Here is a 23,698-nt window from a genome sequence, read left to right as displayed (position 1 = left end):
GCGCCCGGCTCGCCCCGCCTCAATGGTTGTCGCGCGGCACGCCGAAGGTCGTGGCGATGCGCTGGTACTTCGTCGCCGGCTTCAGCACCATCCCTTCCGAGAGCTGATCGACGATGCCGCGCTGGATCTCCTGCCAGGGCGTCTGGCTCGGCGGGTAGGGAAAGCCGCCCTTGGCCGCGAGCGCCTCGCGTCGGCGCGCCAGCTCTTCGGGCGCCAGCAGGATGTCGGCGGAACGCTTGTTCAGGTCGATGCGGATCCGGTCGCCCGATTCGAGCAGGGCGAGCCCGCCGCCGGCCGCGGCCTCCGGCGAGGCGTTGAGGATCGAGGGCGAGGCCGAGGTGCCGGACTGGCGCCCGTCGCCGATGCAGGGGAGCGCGCGCACGCCCCGCCGGATGAGCGCGCCGGGCGGCTGCATGTTCACGACCTCCGCCGCGCCGGGATAGCCGAGCGGGCCGGCGCCGCGCATGATCAGGATGGACTCCTCGTCGATGCCCAGCGCCGGATCGTCGATGCGGTGGTGGTAGTCCTCCGGCCCGTCGAAGACGACGGCGCGGCCCTCGAAGGCCATCGGGTCGTCCGGGTTCTGGAGATAGCGCTGCGCGAACTCGTTCGAGATCACGCTCGTCTTCATGATGGCGCTGTCGAAGAGCGTGCCCTTCAGGTGGAGGAAGCCCGCCCGTTCGCGCAGCGGCTCGGCATAGGGGCGGATCACGTCGCGGTCCCAGGAATGCTTGCCGCGGCAATTCTCGCCCATCGTGGCGCCGTTGGCGGTGAGCGCGTTCTCGTGGATGCGGCCGGCCGCGATCAGCTCGGCCATCACCGCCGGCAGGCCGCCGGCGCGGAAATATTCCTCGCCGAGATATTCCCCCGCCGGCTGCATGTTGACGAGGAGGGGCACGTCGAAGCCCACGCGCTCCCAATCGTCGCAATCGAGCGGGACGCCGACGTGCTTGGCGATGGCGTTGAGGTGGATCGGTGCGTTGGTGGAGCCGCCGATCGCCGAGCAGGCGACGATGGCGTTCTCGAAGGCCTCGCGGGTGAGGATGTCGGAGGGCTTGATGTCCTCCCACACCATCTCGACGATGCTCTTGCCCGTGAGATACGCCATCTGCCCGCGCTCGCGATAGGGCGCGGGGATCGCCGCCTGGCCCGGCAGCGACATGCCGAGCGCCTCGGCGAGCGCATTCATGGTGGAGGCCGTGCCCATCGTGTTGCAATGGCCGTTCGAGGGCGCCGACGAGCCGACGATGTCCATGAATTGCTGGAAGTCGATGTCGCCGGCCGCATGGCGCTCGCGCGCCGACCAGATGATGGTGCCGGAGCCCGTGCGGGTGCCGTCCATCCAGCCGTTGAGCATCGGGCCGACGTTGAGCGCGATCGCCGGAATGTCGACGGTGGCCGCCGCCATCAGGCAGGCGGGCGTGGTCTTGTCGCAGCCCGTCAGCAGCACGACGCCGTCGAGCGGGTAGCCGTAGAGCACCTCGACGAGGGAGAGATAGGCGAGGTTGCGGTCGAGCGCCGCGGTGGGCCGCTTGCCGGTCTCCTGGATCGGGTGGCAGGGGAATTCCAGCGCGAGCCCGCCCGCCGCCGTGATCCCGTCGCGCACGCGCTCGGCGAGGTCGATGTGGTGGCGGTTGCAGGGCGCGAGGTCCGAGCCGGTCTGCGCGATGCCGATGATCGGCTTGCCCGAGCGCAGCTCCTCGCCGGTGAGCCCGTAATTGAGGTAGCGCTCGAGATAGAGCGCCGTCATGCCCGGGTTGTCGGGATTGTCGAACCACAGGCGCGAGCGCAGCTCGGCGGGAGAGATGCGGCGGCGCGCGGACATGGCGTTTCCTCTTCGTCGTTCGTCGTCGTGTTCGGCGCGGGATCATACGCGCCGCGGCGCGCGTGTCGACGGGGGAAGACGGGGCGGGGGAGGGGGGCGATACCTCCCCTGCGGGGCCTCTACGGGGAGGTATCGATGTCGCGGCCTTTGAACTACCCCCGCAGCACCGTCGTGATCGTGCGGCCGTCGCGGTGGATGGTCAGCTCCCAGACGCCGCGGCCGCGGGAGAGGGCGCGTTCGACGTCGCTCGTGGCCTCGATGCGCATGCGGTTGATCTCGAGGAGCGCGTCCCCGGGTCGGAAGCCGTAGCGCGCGGCGAGCGAGCGGGGCGGCACCTCCTGGACGACGACCGCGCCGACGATCTGGAGGATGCGCATCTCGTCGGCGACGGCGGGCGAGACGTTGACGACCACGGCGCCGTCGAGCGGCGAGCGCGCGTCGACACGCACGGCCTCGCGCGGCGGGTCCTCCGGCGGCGGGACGAGGCGCACGCGCAGCTCGCGCTCGCCCCCGCGGCCGAGCACGCGCAGCACGCTCTCTCCGGACACGCCGGCGAGGGCGAAGCGGTAGCCGAAGGCCTCCGTGTCGGAGATCTCCTGGCCGTCGACGGCGAGGATCACGTCGCCGCGGGCGAGGCCGGCCTCGGCCGCGGGGCCGCGCGGGTCGACGTCGGTGACGAGGGCGCCGACGGGGCGCAGCAGGCCCACGCCCTCGGCGAGATCGGGCGTGAGCGCCTGCAGGCTCGCGCCGAGCCAGGGGCGCTGGACGCGCTCGGAGCCCGCTTCCGCGCTCGCGACGACGGCGCGCACCATCGTGGCGGGAATGGCGAAGCCGATGCCATGCGAGCCGCCGGAGCGGGAGAAAATCGCGGTGTTGATGCCCACCAGCCGCCCGGCCATGTCGAGCAGCGCGCCGCCGGAATTGCCGGGATTGATGGCGGCGTCCGTCTGGATGAAGAACTGGTAGTCGGAGATGCCGACCTGGGTGCGTGCCAGCGCCGAGACGATGCCCTGCGTCACCGTCTGGCCGACGCCGAACGGGTTGCCGATGGCGAGCACGAGGTCGCCCACCTCGAGCGTCGCGTCGTCGCCGAGCGGCACGGCGGGGAAGGTCTCGTCCGCGTCGATGCGCAGCACCGCGAGATCCGTGCGCGGATCGCGCAGCACGATCTCGGCGTCGAGCTCGCGCCGGTCGACGAGGGCGACGCGGACCTCGTCCATGCCCTCCACGACGTGGTTGTTGGTGACGACGAGACCGCTCGCGTCGACGATGACGCCGGAGCCGAGCGAGCGCTGCACCCGCTCGCGCGGCATGCCGCCGAAGGCGTCGTCGCCGAAGAAGCGGCGGAAGAAGTCCTCGCGCGGGTCGCTCTGCGCCCGCTGCCGGCTCTCGCCGTAGACGTTGACGACGGCGGGCGCCGCGTCGCGCACGAGGGGCGCGAAGGTCAGCTGGATGTGCGCGGCGCTCTCGGGGACCGCTCGCACCGCCTCCGGGCGATCCTGCGCGGGCCGATCTTGCGCCTGCGACCCAGGCCCGGACCAGGCGAGCGCCGCCGCTGCGGCGGCGAGCGCGGCGAAGCCGGCGAGGAGCGTCGCGCGAGACATGATGCGCGCCATGGATCGAGCCTCCGATTCGGACGGGAGCGCCCCGCCGCGCCCGGTTTAGCGCGGGGGGCGCGTGGATGTCATCCGCGCTGCGCGGAACCGCCCCGCGCTGCCCATCCCCTCGGCAGGCCCTGCCTTCCTTTTCACCCTGCCTCGAAATTGACAGTGCATCGCTGATTTGATCACATGGTCAAAACTAGAGCCGTTCCGAAAGAGACCGGCCGAGGGTGAACGTGTCCGATCATCGTCAAGCATCCGCGCGGCGCCGCCGCTTCGCGGAACGGGGAGGCTCATGCCGTGAGCACGCATCCTGACATCAGCGCCGGGCGCCTCCCGGCAGCCGACATCGAGGCCGGTTTCGGCGATCTCCATCCCGCGCTCGACCGGAACGAGGCGCGCGTCGCCTCCGAGCGCTGCCTGTTCTGCTACGATGCGCCCTGCATCCAGGCCTGCCCGACGTCGATCGACATCCCGCTCTTCATCCGCCAGATCTCGACGGGAAATGCCGAGGGCGCGGCGAAGACGATCCTCGACGCCAACATCTTCGGGGGCATGTGCGCACGCGTGTGTCCCACCGAGACGTTGTGCGAGGAGGCCTGCGTGCGCATGGCCGAGGGCAAGCCCGTGGAGATCGGGCGCCTCCAGCGCTACGCGACGGACGCGCTGTTCTCGACGGGCCGCCAGCTCTACCGGCAGGGCGCCGCGACGGGTGCGCGGGTCGCCGTCGTCGGCGCGGGGCCCGCGGGCCTGTCGTGCGCCCACAAGCTCGCGACGCTCGGGCACACGGTCGACGTCTACGAGGCGCGCGCGAAGGCGGGCGGGCTCAACGAGCACGGCATCGCGGCCTACAAGACGACCGATGGCTTCGCCCAGGCGGAGGTCGACTTCGTCATGGGCGTGGGCGGCATCACGCTGCATGCCGGCAAGCGGCTCGGGCGCGACGTCACGCTCGCGGGCCTCGCGGCGGAGTACGACGCGGTCTTCCTCGGCGTCGGGCTCCAGGCGGTGAACGCGCTCGGCATCGAGGAGAACGGGCTCGCCAACATCGAGGACGCCGTCGCCTTCATCGAGCGGCTGCGCCAGACGTCGGATCTCGCGAGCCTGCCCGTCGGGCGCAAGGTGATCGTGGTCGGCGGCGGCATGACGGCGGTGGACGCCGCCGTGCAGGCGAAGAAGCTCGGTGCGGAGGAGGTCACCCTCGTCTATCGCCGCGGCGCCGACGCCATGCCGGCCTCGAAATACGAGCAGGAGGTGGCGCTCACCAATGGCGTCGTCATCCGCCATTTCGCGCGGCCCTACGCGGTGAAGGGCGAGGGCGGCGTGCTCGCCTCCGTGCTGTTCATGCGCACCGCGATCGAGGCCGGCAAGCTCGTCGACACCGGCGAGACCTTCGAATTGCCGGCGGACCAGCTCTTCAAGGCGATCGGCCAGGTCTTCCTGCCCACCGACGTCGCCGACGAGAGCGCGGTGCTCGAGCTCGAGGGCGGCAAGATAAAGGTCGACGCGGAGGGCCGCACCTCGCTGCCCAAGGTGTGGGCCGGCGGCGATTGCACCCGCGGCAAGGATCTCACCGTGGTGGCGGTGGAGGACGGCAAGCAGGCCGCCCTCTCCATCGATCGGGCGCTCGCCGCCCGCATGCCCGTCGCGGCGGAATGAGGGAGGACGAGACCATGGCAGACCTGTCCGTCGACTTCGTGGGCATCAAGGCGCCCAATCCCTTCTGGCTCGCCTCCGCGCCGCCCACCGACAAGGCCTACAACGTCGAGCGCGCCTTCCGCGCCGGCTGGGGCGGCGTCGTCTGGAAGACGCTCGGCGAGGACCCGCCGGTCGTCAACGTGTCCGGCCCGCGCTACGGCGCGATTCACGGGCCGGACCGGCGCGTCATCGGCTTCAACAACATCGAGCTGATCACCGATCGCCCGCTCGAGGTGAACCTGCGCGAGATCAAGGAGGTCAAGCGCAAGTGGCGCGACCGCGCCATGGTGGTCTCGCTGATGGTGCCGTGCACCGAGGAGAGCTGGAAGGCGATCCTCGCGCGCGTCGAGGAGACCGAGGCGGACGGGGTCGAGCTGAATTTCGGCTGCCCGCACGGCATGTCCGAGCGCGGCATGGGCTCTGCGGTCGGCCAGGTGCCGGAATACGTCGAGATGGTCGCGCGCTGGTGCAAGCAGCACACGCGCATGCCCGTCATCGTGAAGCTCACGCCCAATGTCGGCGACATCCGCAAGCCCGCGGAAGCCGCCAAGCGCGGCGGGGCGGACGCGGTGTCGCTGATCAACACCGTCAATTCCATCATGCACGTCGACCTCGACGCCATGTCCCCCTGGCCGCATACCGGCGGCAAGGGTACGCACGGCGGTATGTGCGGGCCGGCGGTGAAGCCGATCGCGCTCAACATGACTGCCGAGATCGCCCGCTCGGAGGTCACCCGCGGGATGCCGATCTCCGGCATCGGCGGCATCGAGACCTGGAAGGACGCCGCCGAGTTCATGGCGCTGGGTGCCGGCACGGTGCAGGTCTGTACGGCGGCGATGGTCTACGGCTTCAAGATCGTCGAGGAGATGAAGTCCGGCCTCTCCGACTGGATGGACCAGAAGGGCTATTCCCGCGTCTCCGACTTCGTCGGTCGCGCGGTGCCCAACGTCACCGACTGGCAGTACCTGAACCTCGACTACGCGGTTAAGGCCTCCATCGACCAGGACGCCTGCATCAAGTGCGGGCGCTGCCACATCGCCTGCGAGGACACGTCCCACCAGGCGATCACCAACATGGTCGACGGGGTGCGCAAGTTCGAGGTGATCGAGGAGGAGTGCGTCGGCTGCAACCTGTGCGCCGTCGTCTGCCCGGTGGAGAACTGCATCACCATGGTGCCGCTGGAGAACGAGGTCGACAAGCGCACCGGCCGCATGGTCGACGGCTCCTACCGGAACTGGACCCAGCACCCCAACAACCCGATGGCCAAGGAGCCGGTGGCCTACGACACGGACGCCGCGCTCGAGCCGGCGGAGTAGGGGACAGCAAGGCGCGCGGGGCTCACCGCGCGCGCGGCACGGCCCCGTCGAGGAGGAGGCGCACGAGGCCCTCGCGCGTCTCCGCGAAGAACGTCTCGTCCGCGAGCGTGCGGCCCGTCACGGCCGCGACCTGCGAGGAGAAGTCGGCATAATGCTGCGTCGTCGCCCAGATCGCGAAGATGAGCGTGTGCGGATCGACCGGGGCGAGCCGCCCCGCCGCGATCCAGCGCTCGAGGATCGCGACCTTCTCGTCGACGAGCGCCTTCAGCGGCCCGTCGAGGACGCGGCCGAGCAGCGGCGCGCCCCGGAGGATCTCCAGCGCGAACAGCTTCGAGGCCGCGGGCATGTCTCGGGAATAGTCGAGCTTGCGCACGACGTAGGCGGCGAGGGCCGTTCGCGGGTCGCGCGCCTCGTCGAGCTCGCGCAGGGGCTCGAGCCACATGTCCAGCGTGCGGCGCAGGACGGCGAGGTAGAGCGCCTCCTTCGTCTTGAAGTAATAGAGGAGGTTGGGCTTCGAAAGCCCTGCAGTGGCTGCGATCGCGTCGATCCGCGCGCCGTGGAAGCCGGAAGCTGCGAACGCGTCGAGGGCAGCGTCGAGGATGCGCTCCTCGTTCGCCTCGCCCGCCTTGGTGCGGGGCGCGGCGCGCCGCTTCGCTCCCTCGCGCGTCACCCGGATACCCTCGTCCATCCCGCCCTCCGAACCCGCCTGCGGGCCTGCCGCGACCGTATGGCGGTCGGACGGCGCGAGGCAAGCGAAGAGGCGCGCCCCGGCGACGTCGTCTCTCTGCCGCCCGCATCGGCGCGTTGCCGACGTGGTGGGCAGGGGGAGGGTGCTGAGATACGAGCGCGCGGCCTCCTCCTTCCCTGTAGGGGAAGGTGGCTCGGCGAAGCCGAGACGGATGGGGCGCGCAGCGTTCGGCGCAGCCGAAATCGACGTGTGAGATCTGACGCCGAGATTTCCGCTTCGCGGAACGCATCGCTGGCGCGCCGCGCCCCATCCGTCACGCCGCTGCGCGGCGCGCCACCTTCCCCTACAGGGAAGGAGGGGGTTTGCGGAGCGATGCGGCACGCGTCTTGCCGGGGAGAGTGCGCCGCGAGGACCGCCGGACGGTGGGATGCGCGCCCTTGCGCGGCCGGCGCGCGCGGACGAAGCTGAGGGGCGAGAAGAGCGACATGCGTCTGGAGGAGTACATGGCAGGGTCCGCCGCACCGCTCGAGAGGACGCACGCCGTGCCGCAGGGCGCGAGCGCGCCCGTGATCGACGTCCGCGGCCTCTCGCTGACGTTCCAGACCGCGGACGGGCCGGTCTACGCGCTCTCCGACGTCGATCTCCAGATCGCCGACGGGGAGTTCGTCTCCTTCATCGGCCCGTCCGGCTGCGGGAAGACGACGCTGCTTCGCGTCATCGCCGATCTCGAGCGCGCCACGGGCGGCTCGATCTCCGTCAACGGGATGACGCCGGAGGAGGCGCGCCTGAAGCGCGCCTACGGCTTCGTCTTCCAGGCGCCGGCGCTCTATCCGTGGCGAACGGTGGGGCGCAACATCGACCTTCCGCTCGAGATCTTCGGCCTCTCCAAGGAGGAGCGCCGCAAGCGCCGCGCGGCGATGCTGGAGCTCGTCAACCTCTCCGGCTTCGAGAAGAAATACCCCTGGCAGCTCTCGGGCGGCATGCAGCAGCGCGCCTCCATCGCGCGCGCTCTGTCCTTCGACCCCAAGCTCCTGTTGATGGACGAACCCTTCGGCGCGCTGGACGAGATCGTGCGCGATCACTTGAACGAGCAGCTGCTGCAGCTCTGGGCGAAGACCGGCAAGACGGTGGTGTTCGTCACGCACTCGATCCCGGAGGCGGTGTTCCTGTCGACGAAGATCGTCGTCATGTCCCCGCGCCCGGGGCGCATCATCGACGTCATCGACTGCGACCTCGGCCCGGAGCGGCCCCTCGACATCCGCGAGACCCCCGAATTCCTGAAGATCGCCCTCCGCGTCCGCGAGGGCCTTCGCGCGGGGCATTCGTACGATGATTGAGGCGATGGGTTCGATGATTCGCTCCGCGCGCCACCTTCCCCTACAGGGAAGGAGGTCGGCGGCATCGTCTCGCGAAAGCGGCCCCGCATCACGGGGAAGCGGCCTATGAGCACCACCTCGATCCCCCTCGTCGGCGCCGCCCGCCCGGGCCTCCTCGGCAAGCTTTGGCGCGGCAATGTCGGGCCCGTGCTCGTCGTCGTCGCGGCGATCATGGTCGTGTGGTACGTCGCGGCCGTCGCGATGAACTGGCAGGGCGTGTCCGAGCGCTTCGCGCGCATGGGGCAGGACGCGTCCGCGGGCGCCGTGTTCTGGCAGACCATGGCGGAAGACCGGCCGATGCTGCCGGTGCCCCACCAGATCCTCGTGGAGCTCCACAAGACGGTGCTGGACGTGGCGCCGACCTCGCGCCGCTCGCTCGTCTATCACGCCACCGAGACCATCTCCGCGACTCTGGTGGGCTTCCTCATGGGCTCGGCGCTCGGCGTGCTGCTGGCGGTCGGCATCGTCCATCTGCGCACGCTCCAGAAGAGCCTCATGCCGTGGGTGATCTCCTCGCAGACGGTGCCGATCCTCGCCATCGCCCCGATCATCGTCGTCGTGCTCGGCTCCATCGGCCTGCGCGGGCTCATCCCCAAGGCCATCATCTCGGCCTATCTGTGCTTCTTCCCCGTCACGATCGGCATGGTGAAGGGGCTCGAGGCGCCCGATCGCATGCAGCGCGACCTGATGCGCACCTATTCGGCGAGCACCGCGGAGATCTTCTGGAAGCTGCGGCTGCCGGCGTCGCTGCCGTACCTGTTCGCGAGCCTCAAGGTCGCCATCGCGATCTCGCTCGTCGGCGCCATCGTGGCCGAATTGCCAACGGGCGCGCAGGCGGGCCTCGGCGCGCGGCTTCTGGCGGGCTCGTATTACGGCCAGACGATCCAGATCTGGTCTGCGCTCGTCGTCGCCGCCGCCTGCGCGGCGCTCCTCGTCGTGGCGGTGGGCCTGCTCGAGAAGGCGGTGATGAAGGCGATGGGAGGGCGGCCGTGAGCTCCTTCGTCGAACGCCGGCTGTCGAGCCCCGTCAAGGTCGCCTGGCTCGTCGCGCTCACCTGGGTGGGCTGCGTCTACGCTTTGGGCCTCGTCCACCAGCCGGACGTCGCGGGCGATGCGAGCGGCGGCTTCTGGGCGCTCGTCATCGCGCTGTGGGTCGTGGCGACGCTGTCGGTCGCCGGCCTCGCTGGCCTGAAGCTGCGCTCGAAGCCGGGCCGGCTCGCGGTGGACCTGCTCACGCCCTTCCTGTTCGGCGCCTTCCTGTTCTTCCTGTGGGAGGTCATCGTCGTCGGCTTCGGCGTGCCGCCGGCGCTGATGCCGCCGCCCTCCGCCATCTGGGAGCGCATCCTCGTCTCGACGGACCTGCTCTGGGCGGACTTCCGGCAGACCTTCCTCAAGGGCGTGCTCGCCGGCTACGCCATCGGCTGCCTGTCGGGCTTCGCGGTGGCGATCCTCGCCGACCGCGTGCCGTTCCTGCGCCGCGGCCTGCTGCCCGTGGGCAATTTCGTGGCGGCTCTACCCATCATCGGCATCGCGCCGATCATGGTGATGTGGTTCGGCTTCGACTGGCAGTCGAAGGCCGCGGTCGTCGTCGTGATGACGTTCTTCCCCATGCTGGTGAACGTCGTCGCCGGCCTCGAGGAGGCCTCGCGCATGGAGCGCGACCTGATGCGCTCCTACGCGGCGGGCTATTGGGAGACGCTGATCAAGCTGCGCCTTCCGGCCGCGCTGCCCTTCGTCTTCAATGCGCTCAAGATCAATTCCACCCTCGCGCTGATCGGCGCCATCGTGGCCGAGTTCTTCGGCACGCCGATCGTGGGCATGGGCTTTCGCATCTCGGCCGAGGCGGCGCGCCTCGGCCTGGACATGGTCTGGGCCGTGATCGCGATGGCCGCGGTCGCAGGCTCCGCCTTCTACGGTCTCGTCGCGCTCGTGGAGCGCGCCGCGACCTTCTGGCATCCGTCGATCCGCAAATAAGAGGGGCGCGGCGACGGCAGTGGAGGAGAGAGGACGATGCTGACCAAGAAGACGGTACTGTCAGGGGCGGTGGGGCTCGGGCTCCTCGTCGGCATGGGCGCCGGAGTGCAAGCCCAGGAGATGGACGAGATCACGCTCCAGCTGAAATGGGTCACCCAGGCCCAGTTCGCGGGCTATTACGTGGCCAAGGACCAGGGCTTCTACGAGGAGGAGAACCTCGACGTCACGATCAATCCCGGCGGCCCGGACATCGCGCCTCCGCAGCTGATCGCCGGCGGCGGCGCCGACGTCATCGTCGAGTGGATGCCCGCGGCATTGGCCGCCCGCGAGCGCGGCGTGCCGCTCGTCAACATCGCCCAGCCCTTCGAGCTCTCGGGCATGATGCTGACCTGCCGCGAGGATACCGGCATCGCCTCGCCGGAGGACTTCCCCGGCAAGACGCTGGGCGTCTGGTTCGCCGGCAACGAGTATCCCTTCCTCGCCTGGATGGCGCGGCTGGGCCTGCCGACGGACGGCTCGGACGCCGGCGTCACCGTGCTGCGCCAGGGCTTCAACGTCGACCCGCTGATCCAGGGCCAGGCGGACTGCGTCTCGACCATGACCTACAACGAGTATTGGCAGGTCATCGACGCGGGCTTCACGCCCGAGCAGCTCGTCGTCTTCCCCTATTCGGATCAGGGCGTCGCGACGCTGGAGGACGGCCTCTACGTCGACGAGAACCGGCTCTCGGATCCCGAGTTCGTCGACGCCATGGCCCGCTTCGTGCGCGCGTCGATGAAGGGCTGGGAATGGGCCCGCGAGAACCCGGAGGACGCCGCGATGATCGTTCTCGAGAACGACGCCAGCGGCGCTCAGACCGAGGAGCACCAGGTGCGCATGATGGGCGAGATCGCCAAGCTGCTCGCCACCGGCGAGGGCGCGGGCCGTCTCGACCCGGCCGCCTACGAGCAGACGGTGGAGACGCTGCTCTCCTCGGGCGGCGACAGCCCGGTGATCTCGCAGGCTCCCGAGGGTGCCTGGACGCATGCGGTCGTCGACGCCGCCGGCCTCTGATCGGCGAGCCGAGAACGCGGGACCGGTCCTCGGCGGCCGGTCCCGCCACCGTCGGAGCAGGCGAGAAGCGCGCGGCAAGGAAAGAACAGGGAAGGAACGAGCATGGCCTTCGTCATCAAGGGCGGAACCGTCGTCAACGCCGACATCTCCGAGCGCGCGGACGTGCTCGTGGACGGCGAGACCATCGTCGCGGTGGGCGCGGACCTCGAGGTGCCCGCGGGCGCCGAGGTGATCGACGCCGCCGGCGCCTACGTCATGCCGGGCGGCATCGATCCGCACACCCACATGGAATTCCAGTTCATGGGCACCGTGTCCGCCGACGATTTCGAGTGGGGCACGAAGGCCGCGCTCTCGGGCGGCACGACCATGATCGTCGATTTCTGCATTCCCGGCCCCGGCCAGAGCATGGTCGAGGCCTACAAAGACTGGCGCGCCAAGTCGGAGAAGGCGGCGGCCGACTATTCCTACCACCTCGCCGTGACCCATTGGGACGAGGGCGTGTTCGACGACATGGCCGCCATCGTCAACGAGCACGGGGTGAACACCTTCAAGCACTTCATGGCCTACAAGGGCGCGCTGATGGTGGAGGACGACGTGCTCTTCCACTCCTTCAAGCGCTGCGCCGATCTCGGCGCCATGGCGATGGTGCATGCCGAGAACGGCGAGGTCGTCGCGCAATTGCAGGAGGACTACATGGGCCGCGGCATGTCCGGCCCCGAGTTCCACGCCTATTCGCGCCCGCCCGAGGTCGAGGGCGAGGCGGCGAACCGCGCGATCATGATCGCCGACATGGCCGGCTGCCAGCTCTACATCGTGCACGTGTCCTGCAAGGAGGCGCACGAGGCTATCAGTCGCGCCCGCGCCGCCGGCAAGCGCGTCTACGGCGAGCCGCTGATCCAGCACCTGACGCTCGACGAAACCGACTACCACAACGTCGATTGGGACTACGCGGCGCGCCGCGTCATGTCCCCGCCCTTCCGCCCCAAGAAGCACCAGGAGAGCCTCTGGACCGGGCTGCAGGCGGGCTCGCTGCAGGTGGTCGCGACCGACCATTGCTCGTTCACGAGCGAGCAGAAACGCATGGGTCTCGACGATTTCCGCAAGATCCCCAACGGCACCGGCGGGCTCGAGGACCGCATGCCGGTGCTCTGGTCGAAGGGCGTGAACACGGGCATCCTCACGCCCAACGAGTTCGTGGCCGTGACGTCCACGAACTCGGCGCGGATCCTCAACTGCTATCCGCGTAAAGGCGTGATCCGGAAGGGCGCGGACGCCGACATCGTGATCTGGGATCCGGAGGCGACGAAGACGATCTCGGCGTCCTCGCAGGTCTCGCGCATCGACTACAACGTCTTCGAGGGCGTGGAGCTGAAGGGGCTGCCGGCGAAGGTCTTCTCCCGCGGGCGCCTCGCCGCGGAGAACGGCCGGGTGCTCGCCGAGCGCGGCTGGGGCACCTTCGTCGCGAGAAAGCCCTTCCCCGCCCCCGCCCGCGCGCTCGCCACCTTCAAGGCGCTGACCGCGCCACGCCCGATCGCGCGCGAGCACGGGACGGTGGTGCCGTAATCCTCCCTCCCTGTAGGGGAGGGGACGATCCGCGTAGCGGATCAGGGGTGGGGTGCGTCGCCTGCCGGTGACCCGCCATTTTCGGCTTCGCCGAGTACGCCTGCAGGCGCGCTCCATCCGTCTCGGCGCGACGCGCCGATCCACCTTCCCCTGCAGGGAAGGAAGAAGAAGGCAGAATTTTCATGCAGAACCTCACGATCGACGCACAGCGCCTCTGGGACACCCTGATGGAGACCGCTAAGGTGGGCGGGACCGCGAAGGGCGGCATCAAGCGCCTCACCCTCACCGACCTCGACAAGACGATCCGCGACTGGTTCAAGGCCGAATGCGAAACGCTCGGCTGCACCGTCGAGGTGGACGAGGTCGGCAACATGTTCGCGACGCGCCCCGGCAAGCGCACGGACGTGGCGCCCATCGCCATCGGCTCGCATCTCGACACGCAGCCCACCGGCGGCAAGTTCGACGGGGTGCTGGGCGTGCTCGGCGGGCTCGAGGTGATGCGCACGCTGCACGCGCTGAACTACGAGACCAACGCGCCGCTCATGCTCGTGAACTGGACGAACGAGGAAGGCTCGCGCTTCGCCCCCGCCATGCTGGGCTCGGGCGTCTATGCCGGCGTGTTCGACACCGCCTTCGCGGACAGCCGCACGGATCGCCAGGGCGTGACCTTCAAGGAGGCCATCGGCGCCATCGGCTATCGCGGCGACAAGAAGCCCGGCGAGGTGAAGTTCTCCGCCATGCTCGAGCTCCACATCGAGCAGGGTCCGATCCTCGAGTCCGAGGGCAAGACGATCGGAGTCGTGCAGGGCGTGCAGGGCATGCGCTGGTACGAGGTGACGCTCACCGGCCGCGAGGCGCATACCGGCTCGACGCCGATGCGCCTGCGCAAGAATGCGCTCGTGGGCGCCGCGCGCCTCGTCGATCTGGTCGACGCCATCGCGCACGCGCACGCGCCAGACGCGGTGGGCACGGTGGGGCTCCTCGAGGTGACGCCGAACTCGCGCAACGTCATCCCCGGGCAGGTGTTCTTCACCGTGGACTTCCGCCACCCGGAGAATGCCGTCCTCGCCCAGATGGAGGCCGAGCTCGACGCCGCCATCGAGGCGGTCGCGGTCGAGATCGATCTCGATTTTGAGCACAAGAAGGTGTGGGATTCGCCGCCCGTGAAGTTCGACCCGGATCTCATCGCCGCCGTTCGCAACGGCGCCGAGAAGGCCGGCCTCTCGCACCGCGACATCATCTCCGGCGCCGGCCACGACGCCGCCTACACCGCCCGCGTCGCGCCCACCACCATGGTCTTCGTCCCCTGCGAGGGCGGCCTCTCCCACAACGAGGCTGAATCGACGTCGATGGAGGAATGTGCTGCGGGGGCGCAGGTGCTGCTCAACGCGCTGCTGGAGTACGATGCGCGGTTCGCGTGAGGGGTACGACGCAAAAAGAAAGGGACCTCCGGTCGGGAGGTCCCCTGCCTTTCGAGCGACGATGCCGTCGGTGCGTGGCGGTCACGCCTGCGCGAGGTGCTTCTCGTCCACGGCGCGCATGTGCGGCTCGCGGTCGCTCTTGATGTGGTAGATGGCTTCGCCGTCGCGCTCGCCCGGGACGATGCGGATGATCTCGTAGGTGAGGGCCATCTGGTTGGGGTGGATGCGGATCATCTGCCGCTCGTCCGCAACCAGCTTCACCCGATCACCCAGCGAAAACCGCGCTTGGTCCAACATTGTCGTGTCTCCTCGAATTCTGAGGAGACAACGCCTGAGCTTCGGGGAAGTTCGGAGCGTGGCGGGAAGATTCCTGATTATGGGAATAGAAGCAATCCTGGCCGAGGCTCGGTGGTCGTCCTTTCGCCCCCACCCGTCTCGCTTCGCTCGTCGACCTCCCCTGCGGGGAGGTGCCGGGGCGGCGCTCTTCATGAACGTCCCGCCTGCGCGACGAAAGACGATGCAGTGCGCGACGTCGAAACCTCCCCGCAGGGGAGGTGGGCCGAGCAGAGCGAGGACCGGTGGGGGCGAGACGCCCCCCGCTACTCCGCCGCCTGCCGCGTCGCGCGCTTCCTCGCCGGCTTCTTCTCCGCCGGGGCCGCCGCCTTCGCCTCGACGGCCTTCGCCCCCTTCTTCCCCACCGCCTTCGTCGCCGTCTTCCCCGCCGTGCCGGCCGCGTCCTCCGTCACGGCCACATTCTTCATCGGCCGGCGCGCCAGAACCTCCGCCAGGAAGCGGCCCGTATGGCTGCCTTTCGCTGCGGCGATGTCCTCGGGCGTGCCCTGGGCGACGATGCGGCCGCCGCCGTCGCCGCCTTCGGGGCCCATGTCGATCACCCAGTCCGCGGTCTTGATCACCTCGAGATTGTGCTCGATGACGACGACCGTGTTGCCCTGGTCGGCGAGCTCGTGGAGAACCTCCAGCAGCTTCGCCACGTCGTGGAAGTGCAGGCCCGTCGTCGGCTCGTCGAGGATGTAGAGCGTGCGGCCGGTGGCGCGCTTCGAGAGCTCCTTCGACAGCTTCACGCGCTGCGCCTCGCCGCCCGACAGCGTGGTGGCCTGCTGGCCGACCTTGACGTAGCCCAGCCCGACGCGCGCCAGCGTCTCCATCTTCTCGCGAATGGAGGGCACCGCCTTGAACAGCTCGCGCGCCTCCTCGACCGTCATGTCGAGCACGTCGGCGATGGACTTGCCGCGATACTTCACCTCCAGCGTCTCGCGGTCGTAGCGCTTGCCCTTGCAGACGTCGCAGGTGACGTAGACGTCGGGCAGGAAGTGCATCTCGATCTTGATGACACCGTCGCCCTGGCAGGCCTCGCAGCGCCCGCCCTTGACGTTGAAGGAGAAGCGCCCCGGCTGGTAGCCGCGGGCCTTCGCGTCCGGCAATTGCGCGAACCATTCGCGGATGGGCGTGAAGGCGCCCGTGTAGGTCGCGGGGTTGGAGCGCGGCGTGCGGCCGATGGGGGACTGGTCGATGTCGATGACCTTGTCGAGATGCTCGAGCCCCTCCAGCCGGTCGTGCGGGGCGGGATGCTCCATGGCGCCGTTGAGCTTGCGCGCCACCGCCTTGTAGAGCGTGTCGACGACGAGCGTCGACTTGCCGCCGCCGGACACGCCGGTGATGCAGGTGAAGGTGCCGAGCGGGATCTCCACGTCGACGTTCTTGAGGTTGTTGCCCCGCGCGCCGATCACGGCGAGCGAGCGGCCCTTGGTGCCCTTGCGGCGCATCTTGGGCGTCTTCACCGCCATCTCGCCGGTGAGGTACTTGCCCGTGAGCGAGGCGGGATGCGCCATGATCTGCGGCGGCGTGCCCTTGGCGATGATCTGCCCGCCATGGATGCCGGCGCCCGGGCCGACGTCGACGACGTAGTCCGCCTGCAGGATCGCGTCCTCGTCGTGCTCGACGACGATGACGGTGTTGCCGAGGTCGCGCAGGCGCTTCAACGTGCCGAGCAGCCGCTCGTTGTCGCGTTGGTGCAGCCCGATCGAGGGCTCGTCGAGCACGTAGAGCACGCCCGTGAGGCCCGAGCCGATCTGCGAGGCGAGGCGGATGCGCTGGCTCTCGCCGCCCGACAGCGTGCCCGACGCCCGCGAGAGGGTGAGGTACTCGAGCCCCACGTCGAGGAGGAAGGTGAGCCGGTCGCGGATCTCCTTGAGGATGCGCCCGGCGATCTCGCTCTGCTTCGCGTCGAGCTTGGGCGGCAGCTCGCCGAACCAGGCGCCTGCGTCCTTCACCGACAGGCGCGTGACGTCGCCGATGTCGCAGCCGGCGATCTTGACCGCGAGCGCCTCGGGCTTGAGGCGCTTGCCGCCGCAGGCGGCGCAGGGCGTCTCGGACATGTAGCGCGAGATCTCCTCGCGCGCCCAGTCGCTCTCCGTCTCCTTGTAGCGTCGCTCGAGGTTGGGGATCACGCCCTCGAAGGGCTTCTTCACCTCGTAGGCGCGCAAGCCGTCGTCGTAGGCCATGCGCACGGCGTCGCCGCCCGAGCCGTAGAGGATCACCGAGCGAGCCGTCTCGGGCAGGTCCCGCCACGCGACGCTCGTCTTGAAGCCGTAATGCTTCGCGAGCGCATCGAGCGTCTGGCCGTAATAGGGCGAGGTCGACTTCGCCCAGGGCGCGATCGCGCCCTTCTTCAAGGTCGCGCTCTCGTCGGGGACGATCAGGTCCGGGTCGATGCGCATCTCGTGGCCGATGCCGTCGCAGGTGGGGCAGGCGCCGAAGGGGTTGTTGAAGGAGAAGAGCCTGGGCTCGATCTCGGGAATGGTGAAGCCCGAGACGGGGCAGGCGAATTTCTGCGAGAAGGTCATGCGCTTGGGCGCGCCCGTCTCGTCCTTCTCGTCGGCCCACTCGATCACGGCGATGCCGTCGGCGAGCTCGAGCGCGGTCTCCAGGCTCTCCGAGAGGCGCGCGCCGATGTCGTCGCGCACCACGAGGCGGTCCACCACCACGTCGATGTCGTGCTTGAACTTCTTGTCGAGCGCCGGCGCGTCGGGGATCTCGTAGTACGACCCGTCGATCTTGACGCGCTGGAAGCCCTTCTTCTGCCACTCGGCGAGCTCCTTGCGGTACTCGCCCTTGCGCCCGCGGACGACCGGCGCGAGCAGGTAGAGGCGCGTCTTCTCCGGGAGCGCCAGCGTCCGATCGACCATCTGCGAGACGGTCTGGCTCTCGATGGGCAGGCCCGTGGCCGGCGAGTAGGGGATGCCGACGCGCGCCCAGAGCAGGCGCATGTAGTCGTAGATCTCGGTGACGGTGCCCACCGTCGAGCGCGGGTTCTTCGAGGTGGTCTTCTGCTCGATGGAGATCGCCGGCGAGAGCCCGTCGATCTGGTCGACGTCGGGCTTCTGCATCATCTCGAGGAACTGGCGGGCATAGGCCGAGAGGCTCTCGACGTAGCGGCGCTGCCCTTCCGCGTAGATCGTGTCGAAGGCGAGCGAGCTCTTTCCCGAGCCCGACAGCCCCGTGAGCACGACGAGCTTGTCGCGCGGGATCATCAGGTCGACGTTCTTGAGATTGTGCTCGCGCGCCCCGCGAACGGAGATGACGCGGGCGGTGGGATCGCCGGCGCGGGCGCGGTCGAACAGATCGTCGAGATCGGACATGCGTGGACGGGCTCGTCGGTCGAGGGAGCGGGCGGGCGCGAGAGGCCCGCGGACCGCGTCGATATAGTGCGCCTGCGCGCGTGCGCCATCGCCCCCGCCGGCCGGCGGCCATGCGAATCGCGCACGCGACGCCGCACCCTCGCGCGGCCCGTCTCCTGGATAGAACGAAAAGGGTACGTCGACAAGGGGCTCGCCGGTCGGCTTCCCCTGGCGAGGCGACCCGCGCTGTGGCTCGCGCGCAACAGCGGCGACATGGTGCCGCTCTTGGCCTCTCCCGCTCGTGGCTTGCCTTATTTCGGCCCGCTGCTCATCGTTCGTAAACTAGGTTTGCAGCACCCTTCCGGGGCCGATGCCGATCGTATCCGTCGATCCGGCGGCGCCCCGTTCCGCACGAGAGACGATCCCTCGACATGATCACCCGCCGCGCCCTCCTCGCCAACGGTTCGTTCGCCCTCGCCTCGCTCGTCGCCTCGAAGGGAGCGCTCGCGCAAGCGGTCCAGTACGCTCAGTACCAGGCGGAATGGGCGCAGAATTACGACGCCGCGACGCGCACCCGCATCGAGCGCATCGACACGCCGATCCTCTCCCCGCAGACGCTCGCCGCGACGGAGGAGATGATCTCCCGCTACGCCGACGTCGTCGCGCGGGGCGGCTGGGGGCGCGTGCCCGACGAGCGGCTGGGCCTCGGCTCGCGCTCGCCGAGCGTGGTGGCGCTGCGCCGCCGCCTCATCATGTCGGGCGACCTCGAGCCGGCGGCGGGCGCGTCCGACGTGTACGATTCCTTCGTCGAGGCGGCCGTGCGTCGCGTCCAGAACCGCCACGGCCTGACGCCGACGGGCGCGCTCAACACCTCGACCATCGTCTCCCTGAACGTGCCGGCGGACGTGAGGCTCCAGCAGCTCGAGCTGAACGTGGTGCGGCTGCGCGCCTATTCCGGCAATCTCGGCGACCGCTACGTCATCGTGAACATCCCCGCCGCCACCGTCGAGGCGGTGGAGGCCGGGACCGTCGTCAGCCGTCACGCCGCCGGCGTCGGCAAGATCGACCGGCCCTCGCCGATCTTCAACTCGCGCATCACCGAGATCAACTTCAACCCGACCTGGACGGTCCCGGCCTCGATCATCCGCCGCGACCTCATCCCGCTGATGCAGCAGAACCCCTCCTACCTCGCGGACAACCGCATCCGCATCCTGACCCACCAGGGCCAGGAGATCGCGCCGGAGGCGGTGGACTGGTTCTCGGACGAGGCGACGCGCTACGTCTTCCGCCAGGATCCCGGCGGCGAGTTCAACTCGCTCGGCTTCGTGCGCATCAACATGCCCAACACCGAGCAGGTCTACATGCACGACACGCCGGCGCGCGGCATCTTCGGCGACGATTTCCGCTTCGTCTCCTCGGGATGCGTGCGCATCCAGAGCGTCCGCGAGCTCGTCGTGTGGCTGCTGGCGCAGGAGCAGGGCTGGGACCGCGCGCGCATCGACGAGACCTTCCGCTCCGGCGAGCGGATCGACGTGCGCCTGTCGCAGAACGTCAACAATTACTGGACCTACATCACCGCCTGGGCGACGCCCGACGGCACGGTGCAGTTCCGCGACGACATCTACGAGCGCGACGGCATCGCCGGCGTGCCGGTCGCCCGCGCGCCGGGCTCCGAGGACGGCTGAGGCCGGACGCGACCGCGTCCCTGCGCGCGGTCGGGCTCCATGGAGAAACGTCGCCACGGCGCGCCCGTCACCACGGGCGCGCCGTTCGCGTTCGAGGGTCGGTACGCGCCGCCACCGCCGCGGGCGGAACGACGACCGCACCCGCCCGTTGGGCCGCGAGACGCATCCCGACGGAGACGATCCGATGAACGACACCACCGTGAAGAAGGTCGCGAGCGCGCATTCCCCGCGCGGCGAGAACGGCCTCGTCTACCTCGCCAGCGGCAAGCGCATGGCCATGCGCATGTGGCGCGAGGAGCCGCCGCGGGACGACAAGCCCGCCCACAAGCACGAATACGAGGTGCTGGGCTTCTGCATCGCCGGCCGTGCCGAGCTCGAGATCGAGGGCCAGACCCTCACGCTCGAGCCCGGCGACAGCTGGCTCGTGCCCGCCGACGCCGAGCACACCTATCGCATCCTGGAGACCTTCACCTGCGTCGAGACCACGGCGCCGCCCTTCCAGGTGCACGACCGACACGTGCACGATCGTTGAGGTGCGCGATCGTTGAGGTGCATGAGCGCCCGAGCTGACGCGCGCACGCCGTCGATCCGTGCTCACCCTCCGCAGGGCGCCTCGCCCTGCGGGTTCGCGTCGCGCGACATGGCGCGCACGTCGTGCGCGGGGCGCAGCGCCGAGAGCGCCAGCGCGAGAAGGGCGCAGACGAGGAAGACGCGCCCGAGCCCCATCGCCTGCGCCATCGCGCCGGCCAGCGCGGGGCCGACGAGCTGGCCCGCCGAGATCAGGAAGAACGTGGCGCCGAAGCCGGCCGACGGGCGATCGTTGAAGACGTTGACGCTCCAGATGCCGTAGAGCCCCGTCACCAGGATGAACGCCGCCCCGTAGAGCGCCCCCGCGGCGAGCACCAGCGGCGCGTTGCCGGGTGCGAGTGCCAGAACGCCGGTGGCGAGCGCGATCGTCGCCGTGCCCGCGGCGAGCACGCCGGAGAGGCCGAAGCGTCGCACCAGATCCCCGGCGAGCCCGCCGAGCACCCCTGCGATGCCGATGAGGATCCAGAACGTCCGCCCCGCATCCGGCGCGAGGCCGCCCTGCGCGACGACGAGCTCCACCGCGAAGGTCCAGAAGACGGAGGTGACGAGCCCGAAGGCGAGGGCTCCCGCGAAGAGCGGGCGCGCCTCGGCCCGGGCCAGGAAGGCGCGCGTCAGCCTTGGTGCCGGCTCGCGCACCTCGCCGGCGGTCGTCGCACGCCCCGGCAGCAGCCACGCGTTCCAGAGCGTCGCGGCCAGCGCGACGCCCGCGAACACGAGCCAGGCCGTCCGCCACTCGGTGCCCGCGAGGATCGCCACCGGGCCGGAGACGAGCACGCCGAAGCTCGTGCCGGAATTGATCCAGGCATAGGCGCGGTTCTGGCCGCGCTCCGGCACGAGCCGCATGACCGCGTCCGACATCGGAGGATAGGCGAGCCCCGGGCTCGCGCCGGCCAGCACGACGCCGGCCGCGAGCACCCAGACGTTGGGCGCGAGCGCGATCGCCGCCATCCCGCCCGCGGCCGCGACCCCGCCGAGAACCACCGGCAGCCGCGGGCCGAGCGTCGCGGAGACCGTCGAGCCGAAGAGCGTGGCGATCAGGTAGGCCGCATAGGACCCGCTCGCCACGAGCCCCAGCGCGAAGGCGTCGAGCGCGAAATCGGCGCCGATCTCCGGCACGAACAAGCCGTAGGTATAGCGGGCGAGCCCGTAGGTCGCACCGACGATGGCGATGCCGGCGGGGACGATGGCGCGATCTCGCATGAATGCCGGAGGCTCCCGAGCGCGGCTGCTGCAACCCGCTCGCTTTCCATGATAGTGACGCGCGAAAGATTGCACGCATAGCGACCGTTCGCAACGCCGGTTTGCACCTGCGCCTTGCCTCCCGCCGCGTCTCGGCTTAGCCCTGACGGGACGCTGCCGGGAACGTCCGGCGGGCGCGATCGGGGCGTGTGCCATGACCATCCAGAAGCAGGCCGGGTTCTGGTTCGCGGCCCTCCTCGCCACGGCGTTCTTCCTGTGGCTGTTCTCGGGCATCCTGCTGCCCTTCGTGGCGGCGCTGGCGCTCGCCTACCTGCTCGATCCGGTGGCGGACAGGCTCGAGAAGCTGGGGCTCGGTCGGCTGGGGGCGACGCTCGTCATCCTGCTCGCGTTCGTGCTCGTCCTCGTCCTCGTGCTGGTCCTGATCCTGCCCCTCGTCGTGCGCGAGCTCACGGCCTTCCTCGAGCTGATGCCCGAATACGTCGCCCGGCTGCAGAGCCTCCTCGTCGAGCGCGGGGCGCCGCTCCTCGACTATCTCGGCATCGAGGTCGCCGGGCCCGAGCTCCAGCGCAATATCGGCGACATCGTCTCGCAGGGCGCAGGCTATCTCGGCACCGTGCTCGGCACGCTGCTCGCGAGCGGGCAGACGGTGCTGTCCGTGTTCTCGCTCCTCGTGCTCACGCCGATCATCGCATTCTATCTTCTCGTCGACTGGGACCGGATGGTCGCGACCGTCGACGGCTGGCTGCCGCTGCGCAACCGCGATACGGTTCGCCGGCTCGCGCGCGAGATCGACGACGTGCTGTCGCGCTTCATCCGCGGGCAGGCGACGCTCTGCCTGATCCTGGGCGGCTTCTACGCGCTGGCGCTGACGGTGATCGGGCTGAATTTCGGCGCGCTGATCGGGCTCCTCGCGGGGCTCCTGTCGGTCATTCCCTATGTCGGCTCGATCACGGGGCTGCTGCTCTCGGTGGGCGTCGCCATCGTCCAGTTCTGGCCGGATTGGCCCTGGGTCCTCGCCGCGCTCGCGATCTTCCTGTTCGGGCAGTTCGTGGAGGGCAACTTCCTCTCCCCGAAGCTGCTCGGCGGGGCGGTGGGCATCCATCCCGTCTGGCTGATGTTCGCGCTCTTCGCCTTCGGCTCGCTGTTCGGCTTCGTGGGGTTGCTCCTCGCCGTGCCGCTCGCGGCGATGGTGGGCGTGCTCACCCGCTTCGCGCTCGCGCGCTACCTGCAGAGCCCCTTCTACGATCCCGCCATCGGCCGGCTGCAGAAGCGCGACGCGGCGCCGGCGCGCACGCCGGAGGATCGCGATGCCTGAGCGCGGCGAGCGCATGCGCCAACTGCCCCTCGATCTCGCCGGTGCGCCGAGCCACGCGGAGGAGGATTTCCTCGTCGCCCCCTCCAACGAGGCCGCCTACGCCGCCATCGAGGCGTGGCCCGCCTGGAGCCACACGGTGCTGCGGCTCGAGGGCCCGCGGGGCTCGGGCAAGAGCCATCTCGGCGCGATCTGGGCCGGACGCACCGGCGCGGAGCGCATCGCCGCCCGCGACGTGCGCGACGATGCGGTGCCGCGCCTCGCGGCGGCGCCCGCCATCCTCGTCGAGGACGCCGATCGCGGTGCGCTCGACGAGCCCGCTCTCTTCCACCTCCTCAACCTCGCGCGCGAGCGCGGCACCTTCCTCCTGATCACGGGAGAGACCCCGCCCGACGCCTGGGGCATCGCCACGCGCGATCTCCTCTCGCGCCTGCGCCTCGCGCCGGCGACGCGCCTCGCGGCGCCCGACGACGGGCTCTTCAAGGCGGTGCTGGTGAAGCTCTTCCTGGAGCGCCAGCTCGTCGTCGACACCAGCGTCGTCGACTACCTCGCCATGCGACTCGAACGCTCGCTCGCCGCCGCGGCGGAGGCGGTGGCGGGGCTCGACGCGGAGGCGCTCGCGCAGAAGCGACGCATCACGAGGCCCATGGCCGCGGCGTGGCTGCGGGCGACCGGCCGCGCGGCTGAGGATACCGACGAGGAGCCGCTCGACGAGAATCTTTGAGCGTCGCGCTTGAAAAAATTATTGTGAGGCGATAATC

General features: G+C 69.9%; 18 protein-coding genes. 12 read left to right on the top strand and 6 right to left on the bottom strand.

Annotated features, from left to right (window positions below; all coding sequences use genetic code 11):
* Window positions 1-19: 19 nt before the first annotated feature.
* Window positions 20-1,825, bottom strand: a complete 1,806-nt coding sequence (locus tag IEX89_RS03670) for an IlvD/Edd family dehydratase (protein ID WP_188909693.1) — start codon at window positions 1,823-1,825, stop codon at window positions 20-22.
* Window positions 1,826-1,977: 152 nt separating this feature from the next.
* A complete protein-coding gene (locus tag IEX89_RS03665) occupies window positions 1,978-3,441 on the bottom strand; it encodes a DegQ family serine endoprotease (RefSeq protein WP_188909691.1) in 1,464 nt (487 codons plus the stop codon).
* A 285-nt stretch (window positions 3,442-3,726) separates the two neighbouring features.
* Here IEX89_RS03665 and IEX89_RS03660 point away from each other — a divergent pair, with 285 nt between their 5' ends.
* Window positions 3,727-5,085: an NAD(P)-dependent oxidoreductase gene (locus IEX89_RS03660; RefSeq protein ID WP_188909689.1), complete on the top strand. Its 1,359-nt coding sequence runs from the start codon at window positions 3,727-3,729 to the stop codon at window positions 5,083-5,085.
* A 14-nt stretch (window positions 5,086-5,099) separates the two neighbouring features.
* A complete protein-coding gene (gene preA, locus IEX89_RS03655) occupies window positions 5,100-6,440 on the top strand; it encodes an NAD-dependent dihydropyrimidine dehydrogenase subunit PreA (RefSeq protein ID WP_188909687.1) in 1,341 nt (446 codons plus the stop codon).
* 22 nt (window positions 6,441-6,462) lie between these two features.
* Here the strand turns inward: preA and rutR are convergent, their stop codons facing one another.
* The gene (rutR, locus tag IEX89_RS03650) at window positions 6,463-7,128 is read right to left on the bottom strand and encodes an HTH-type transcriptional regulator RutR (RefSeq protein ID WP_188909684.1); all 666 of its coding nucleotides are present in this window, start codon (window positions 7,126-7,128) and stop codon (window positions 6,463-6,465) included.
* A 485-nt stretch (window positions 7,129-7,613) separates the two neighbouring features.
* Between rutR and IEX89_RS03645 the strand changes: the two genes are divergently transcribed.
* The 6 genes from IEX89_RS03645 (at window position 7,614) to IEX89_RS03620 (ending at window position 14,514) form a co-directional block, all read left to right on the top strand.
* Window positions 7,614-8,465, top strand: a complete 852-nt coding sequence (locus tag IEX89_RS03645) for an ABC transporter ATP-binding protein (RefSeq protein ID WP_373290548.1) — start codon at window positions 7,614-7,616, stop codon at window positions 8,463-8,465.
* A 105-nt stretch (window positions 8,466-8,570) separates the two neighbouring features.
* Window positions 8,571-9,497: an ABC transporter permease gene (locus tag IEX89_RS03640; protein WP_188909682.1), complete on the top strand. Its 927-nt coding sequence runs from the start codon at window positions 8,571-8,573 to the stop codon at window positions 9,495-9,497.
* A 65-nt stretch (window positions 9,498-9,562) separates the two neighbouring features.
* On the top strand, window positions 9,563-10,477 hold the full coding sequence (locus IEX89_RS03635; RefSeq protein ID WP_244645092.1) for an ABC transporter permease: 915 nt from the start codon (window positions 9,563-9,565) through the stop codon (window positions 10,475-10,477).
* 93 nt (window positions 10,478-10,570) lie between these two features.
* Complete coding sequence (locus tag IEX89_RS03630; protein WP_188910069.1) at window positions 10,571-11,530, top strand: ABC transporter substrate-binding protein; 960 nt, start codon at window positions 10,571-10,573, stop codon at window positions 11,528-11,530.
* Between the two features lie 102 nt (window positions 11,531-11,632).
* Window positions 11,633-13,093, top strand: coding sequence for a dihydropyrimidinase (gene hydA, locus IEX89_RS03625; RefSeq protein ID WP_188909680.1), 1,461 nt, complete (start codon window positions 11,633-11,635; stop codon window positions 13,091-13,093).
* Window positions 13,094-13,275: 182 nt separating this feature from the next.
* Window positions 13,276-14,514 (top strand): Zn-dependent hydrolase, encoded by a 1,239-nt coding sequence (locus IEX89_RS03620; protein WP_188909678.1) that lies wholly within the window; start codon window positions 13,276-13,278, stop codon window positions 14,512-14,514.
* Window positions 14,515-14,595: 81 nt separating this feature from the next.
* On the opposite strand, the gene IEX89_RS03615 is transcribed toward IEX89_RS03620, so the two are convergent.
* Window positions 14,596-14,811 (bottom strand): hypothetical protein, encoded by a 216-nt coding sequence (locus IEX89_RS03615; protein ID WP_188909676.1) that lies wholly within the window; start codon window positions 14,809-14,811, stop codon window positions 14,596-14,598.
* 302 nt (window positions 14,812-15,113) lie between these two features.
* Window positions 15,114-18,173 (bottom strand): excinuclease ABC subunit UvrA, encoded by a 3,060-nt coding sequence (gene uvrA / locus IEX89_RS03610; RefSeq protein ID WP_188909674.1) that lies wholly within the window; start codon window positions 18,171-18,173, stop codon window positions 15,114-15,116.
* 410 nt (window positions 18,174-18,583) lie between these two features.
* On the opposite strand from uvrA, the gene IEX89_RS03605 reads away from it, so the two are divergent.
* Window positions 18,584-19,837 (top strand): L,D-transpeptidase family protein, encoded by a 1,254-nt coding sequence (locus IEX89_RS03605; RefSeq protein WP_188909671.1) that lies wholly within the window; start codon window positions 18,584-18,586, stop codon window positions 19,835-19,837.
* Window positions 19,838-20,021: 184 nt separating this feature from the next.
* Complete coding sequence (locus IEX89_RS03600) at window positions 20,022-20,369, top strand: cupin domain-containing protein (protein WP_188909669.1); 348 nt, start codon at window positions 20,022-20,024, stop codon at window positions 20,367-20,369.
* Between the two features lie 62 nt (window positions 20,370-20,431).
* On the opposite strand, the gene IEX89_RS03595 is transcribed toward IEX89_RS03600, so the two are convergent.
* A complete protein-coding gene (locus IEX89_RS03595) occupies window positions 20,432-21,625 on the bottom strand; it encodes an MFS transporter (protein ID WP_188909667.1) in 1,194 nt (397 codons plus the stop codon).
* 193 nt (window positions 21,626-21,818) lie between these two features.
* On the opposite strand from IEX89_RS03595, the gene IEX89_RS03590 reads away from it, so the two are divergent.
* Both IEX89_RS03590 and IEX89_RS03585 read left to right on the top strand, forming a co-directional pair.
* Window positions 21,819-22,940: an AI-2E family transporter gene (locus IEX89_RS03590; protein ID WP_188909665.1), complete on the top strand. Its 1,122-nt coding sequence runs from the start codon at window positions 21,819-21,821 to the stop codon at window positions 22,938-22,940.
* The gene (locus IEX89_RS03585; protein WP_188909663.1) at window positions 22,933-23,661 is read left to right on the top strand and encodes an HdaA/DnaA family protein; all 729 of its coding nucleotides are present in this window, start codon (window positions 22,933-22,935) and stop codon (window positions 23,659-23,661) included. The genes IEX89_RS03590 and IEX89_RS03585 overlap by 8 nt, the downstream gene beginning before the upstream one ends.
* Window positions 23,662-23,698 lie beyond the last annotated feature (37 nt).

This window comes from Salinarimonas ramus (genome assembly GCF_014645695.1).
Taxonomy (GTDB): Bacteria; Pseudomonadota; Alphaproteobacteria; order Rhizobiales; family Beijerinckiaceae; genus Salinarimonas; species Salinarimonas ramus.
Note: the sequence above shows the minus strand (reverse complement) of the source record. Positions and strands in the feature narration are given on the sequence as shown.

Excerpts from the sequence above, each read along its gene's own strand:
- IEX89_RS03670 (WP_188909693.1), bottom strand. The coding sequence starts at position 1,825 with ATGTCCGCGCGCCGCCGCATCTCTCCCGCCGAGCTGCGCTCGCGCCTG.
- IEX89_RS03665 (WP_188909691.1), bottom strand. The coding sequence starts at position 3,441 with ATGGCGCGCATCATGTCTCGCGCGACGCTCCTCGCCGGCTTCGCCGCG.
- preA (WP_188909687.1), top strand. The coding sequence starts at position 5,100 with ATGGCAGACCTGTCCGTCGACTTCGTGGGCATCAAGGCGCCCAATCCC.
- rutR (WP_188909684.1), bottom strand. The coding sequence starts at position 7,128 with ATGGACGAGGGTATCCGGGTGACGCGCGAGGGAGCGAAGCGGCGCGCC.
- IEX89_RS03645 (WP_373290548.1), top strand. The coding sequence starts at position 7,614 with ATGCGTCTGGAGGAGTACATGGCAGGGTCCGCCGCACCGCTCGAGAGG.
- IEX89_RS03640 (WP_188909682.1), top strand. The coding sequence starts at position 8,571 with ATGAGCACCACCTCGATCCCCCTCGTCGGCGCCGCCCGCCCGGGCCTC.
- IEX89_RS03630 (WP_188910069.1), top strand. The coding sequence starts at position 10,571 with ATGGGCGCCGGAGTGCAAGCCCAGGAGATGGACGAGATCACGCTCCAG.
- hydA (WP_188909680.1), top strand. The coding sequence starts at position 11,633 with ATGGCCTTCGTCATCAAGGGCGGAACCGTCGTCAACGCCGACATCTCC.
- IEX89_RS03620 (WP_188909678.1), top strand. The coding sequence starts at position 13,276 with ATGCAGAACCTCACGATCGACGCACAGCGCCTCTGGGACACCCTGATG.
- IEX89_RS03615 (WP_188909676.1), bottom strand. The coding sequence starts at position 14,811 with ATGTTGGACCAAGCGCGGTTTTCGCTGGGTGATCGGGTGAAGCTGGTT.
- uvrA (WP_188909674.1), bottom strand. The coding sequence starts at position 18,173 with ATGTCCGATCTCGACGATCTGTTCGACCGCGCCCGCGCCGGCGATCCC.
- IEX89_RS03605 (WP_188909671.1), top strand. The coding sequence starts at position 18,584 with ATGATCACCCGCCGCGCCCTCCTCGCCAACGGTTCGTTCGCCCTCGCC.
- IEX89_RS03600 (WP_188909669.1), top strand. The coding sequence starts at position 20,022 with ATGAACGACACCACCGTGAAGAAGGTCGCGAGCGCGCATTCCCCGCGC.
- IEX89_RS03595 (WP_188909667.1), bottom strand. The coding sequence starts at position 21,625 with ATGCGAGATCGCGCCATCGTCCCCGCCGGCATCGCCATCGTCGGTGCG.
- IEX89_RS03590 (WP_188909665.1), top strand. The coding sequence starts at position 21,819 with ATGACCATCCAGAAGCAGGCCGGGTTCTGGTTCGCGGCCCTCCTCGCC.
- IEX89_RS03585 (WP_188909663.1), top strand. The coding sequence starts at position 22,933 with ATGCCTGAGCGCGGCGAGCGCATGCGCCAACTGCCCCTCGATCTCGCC.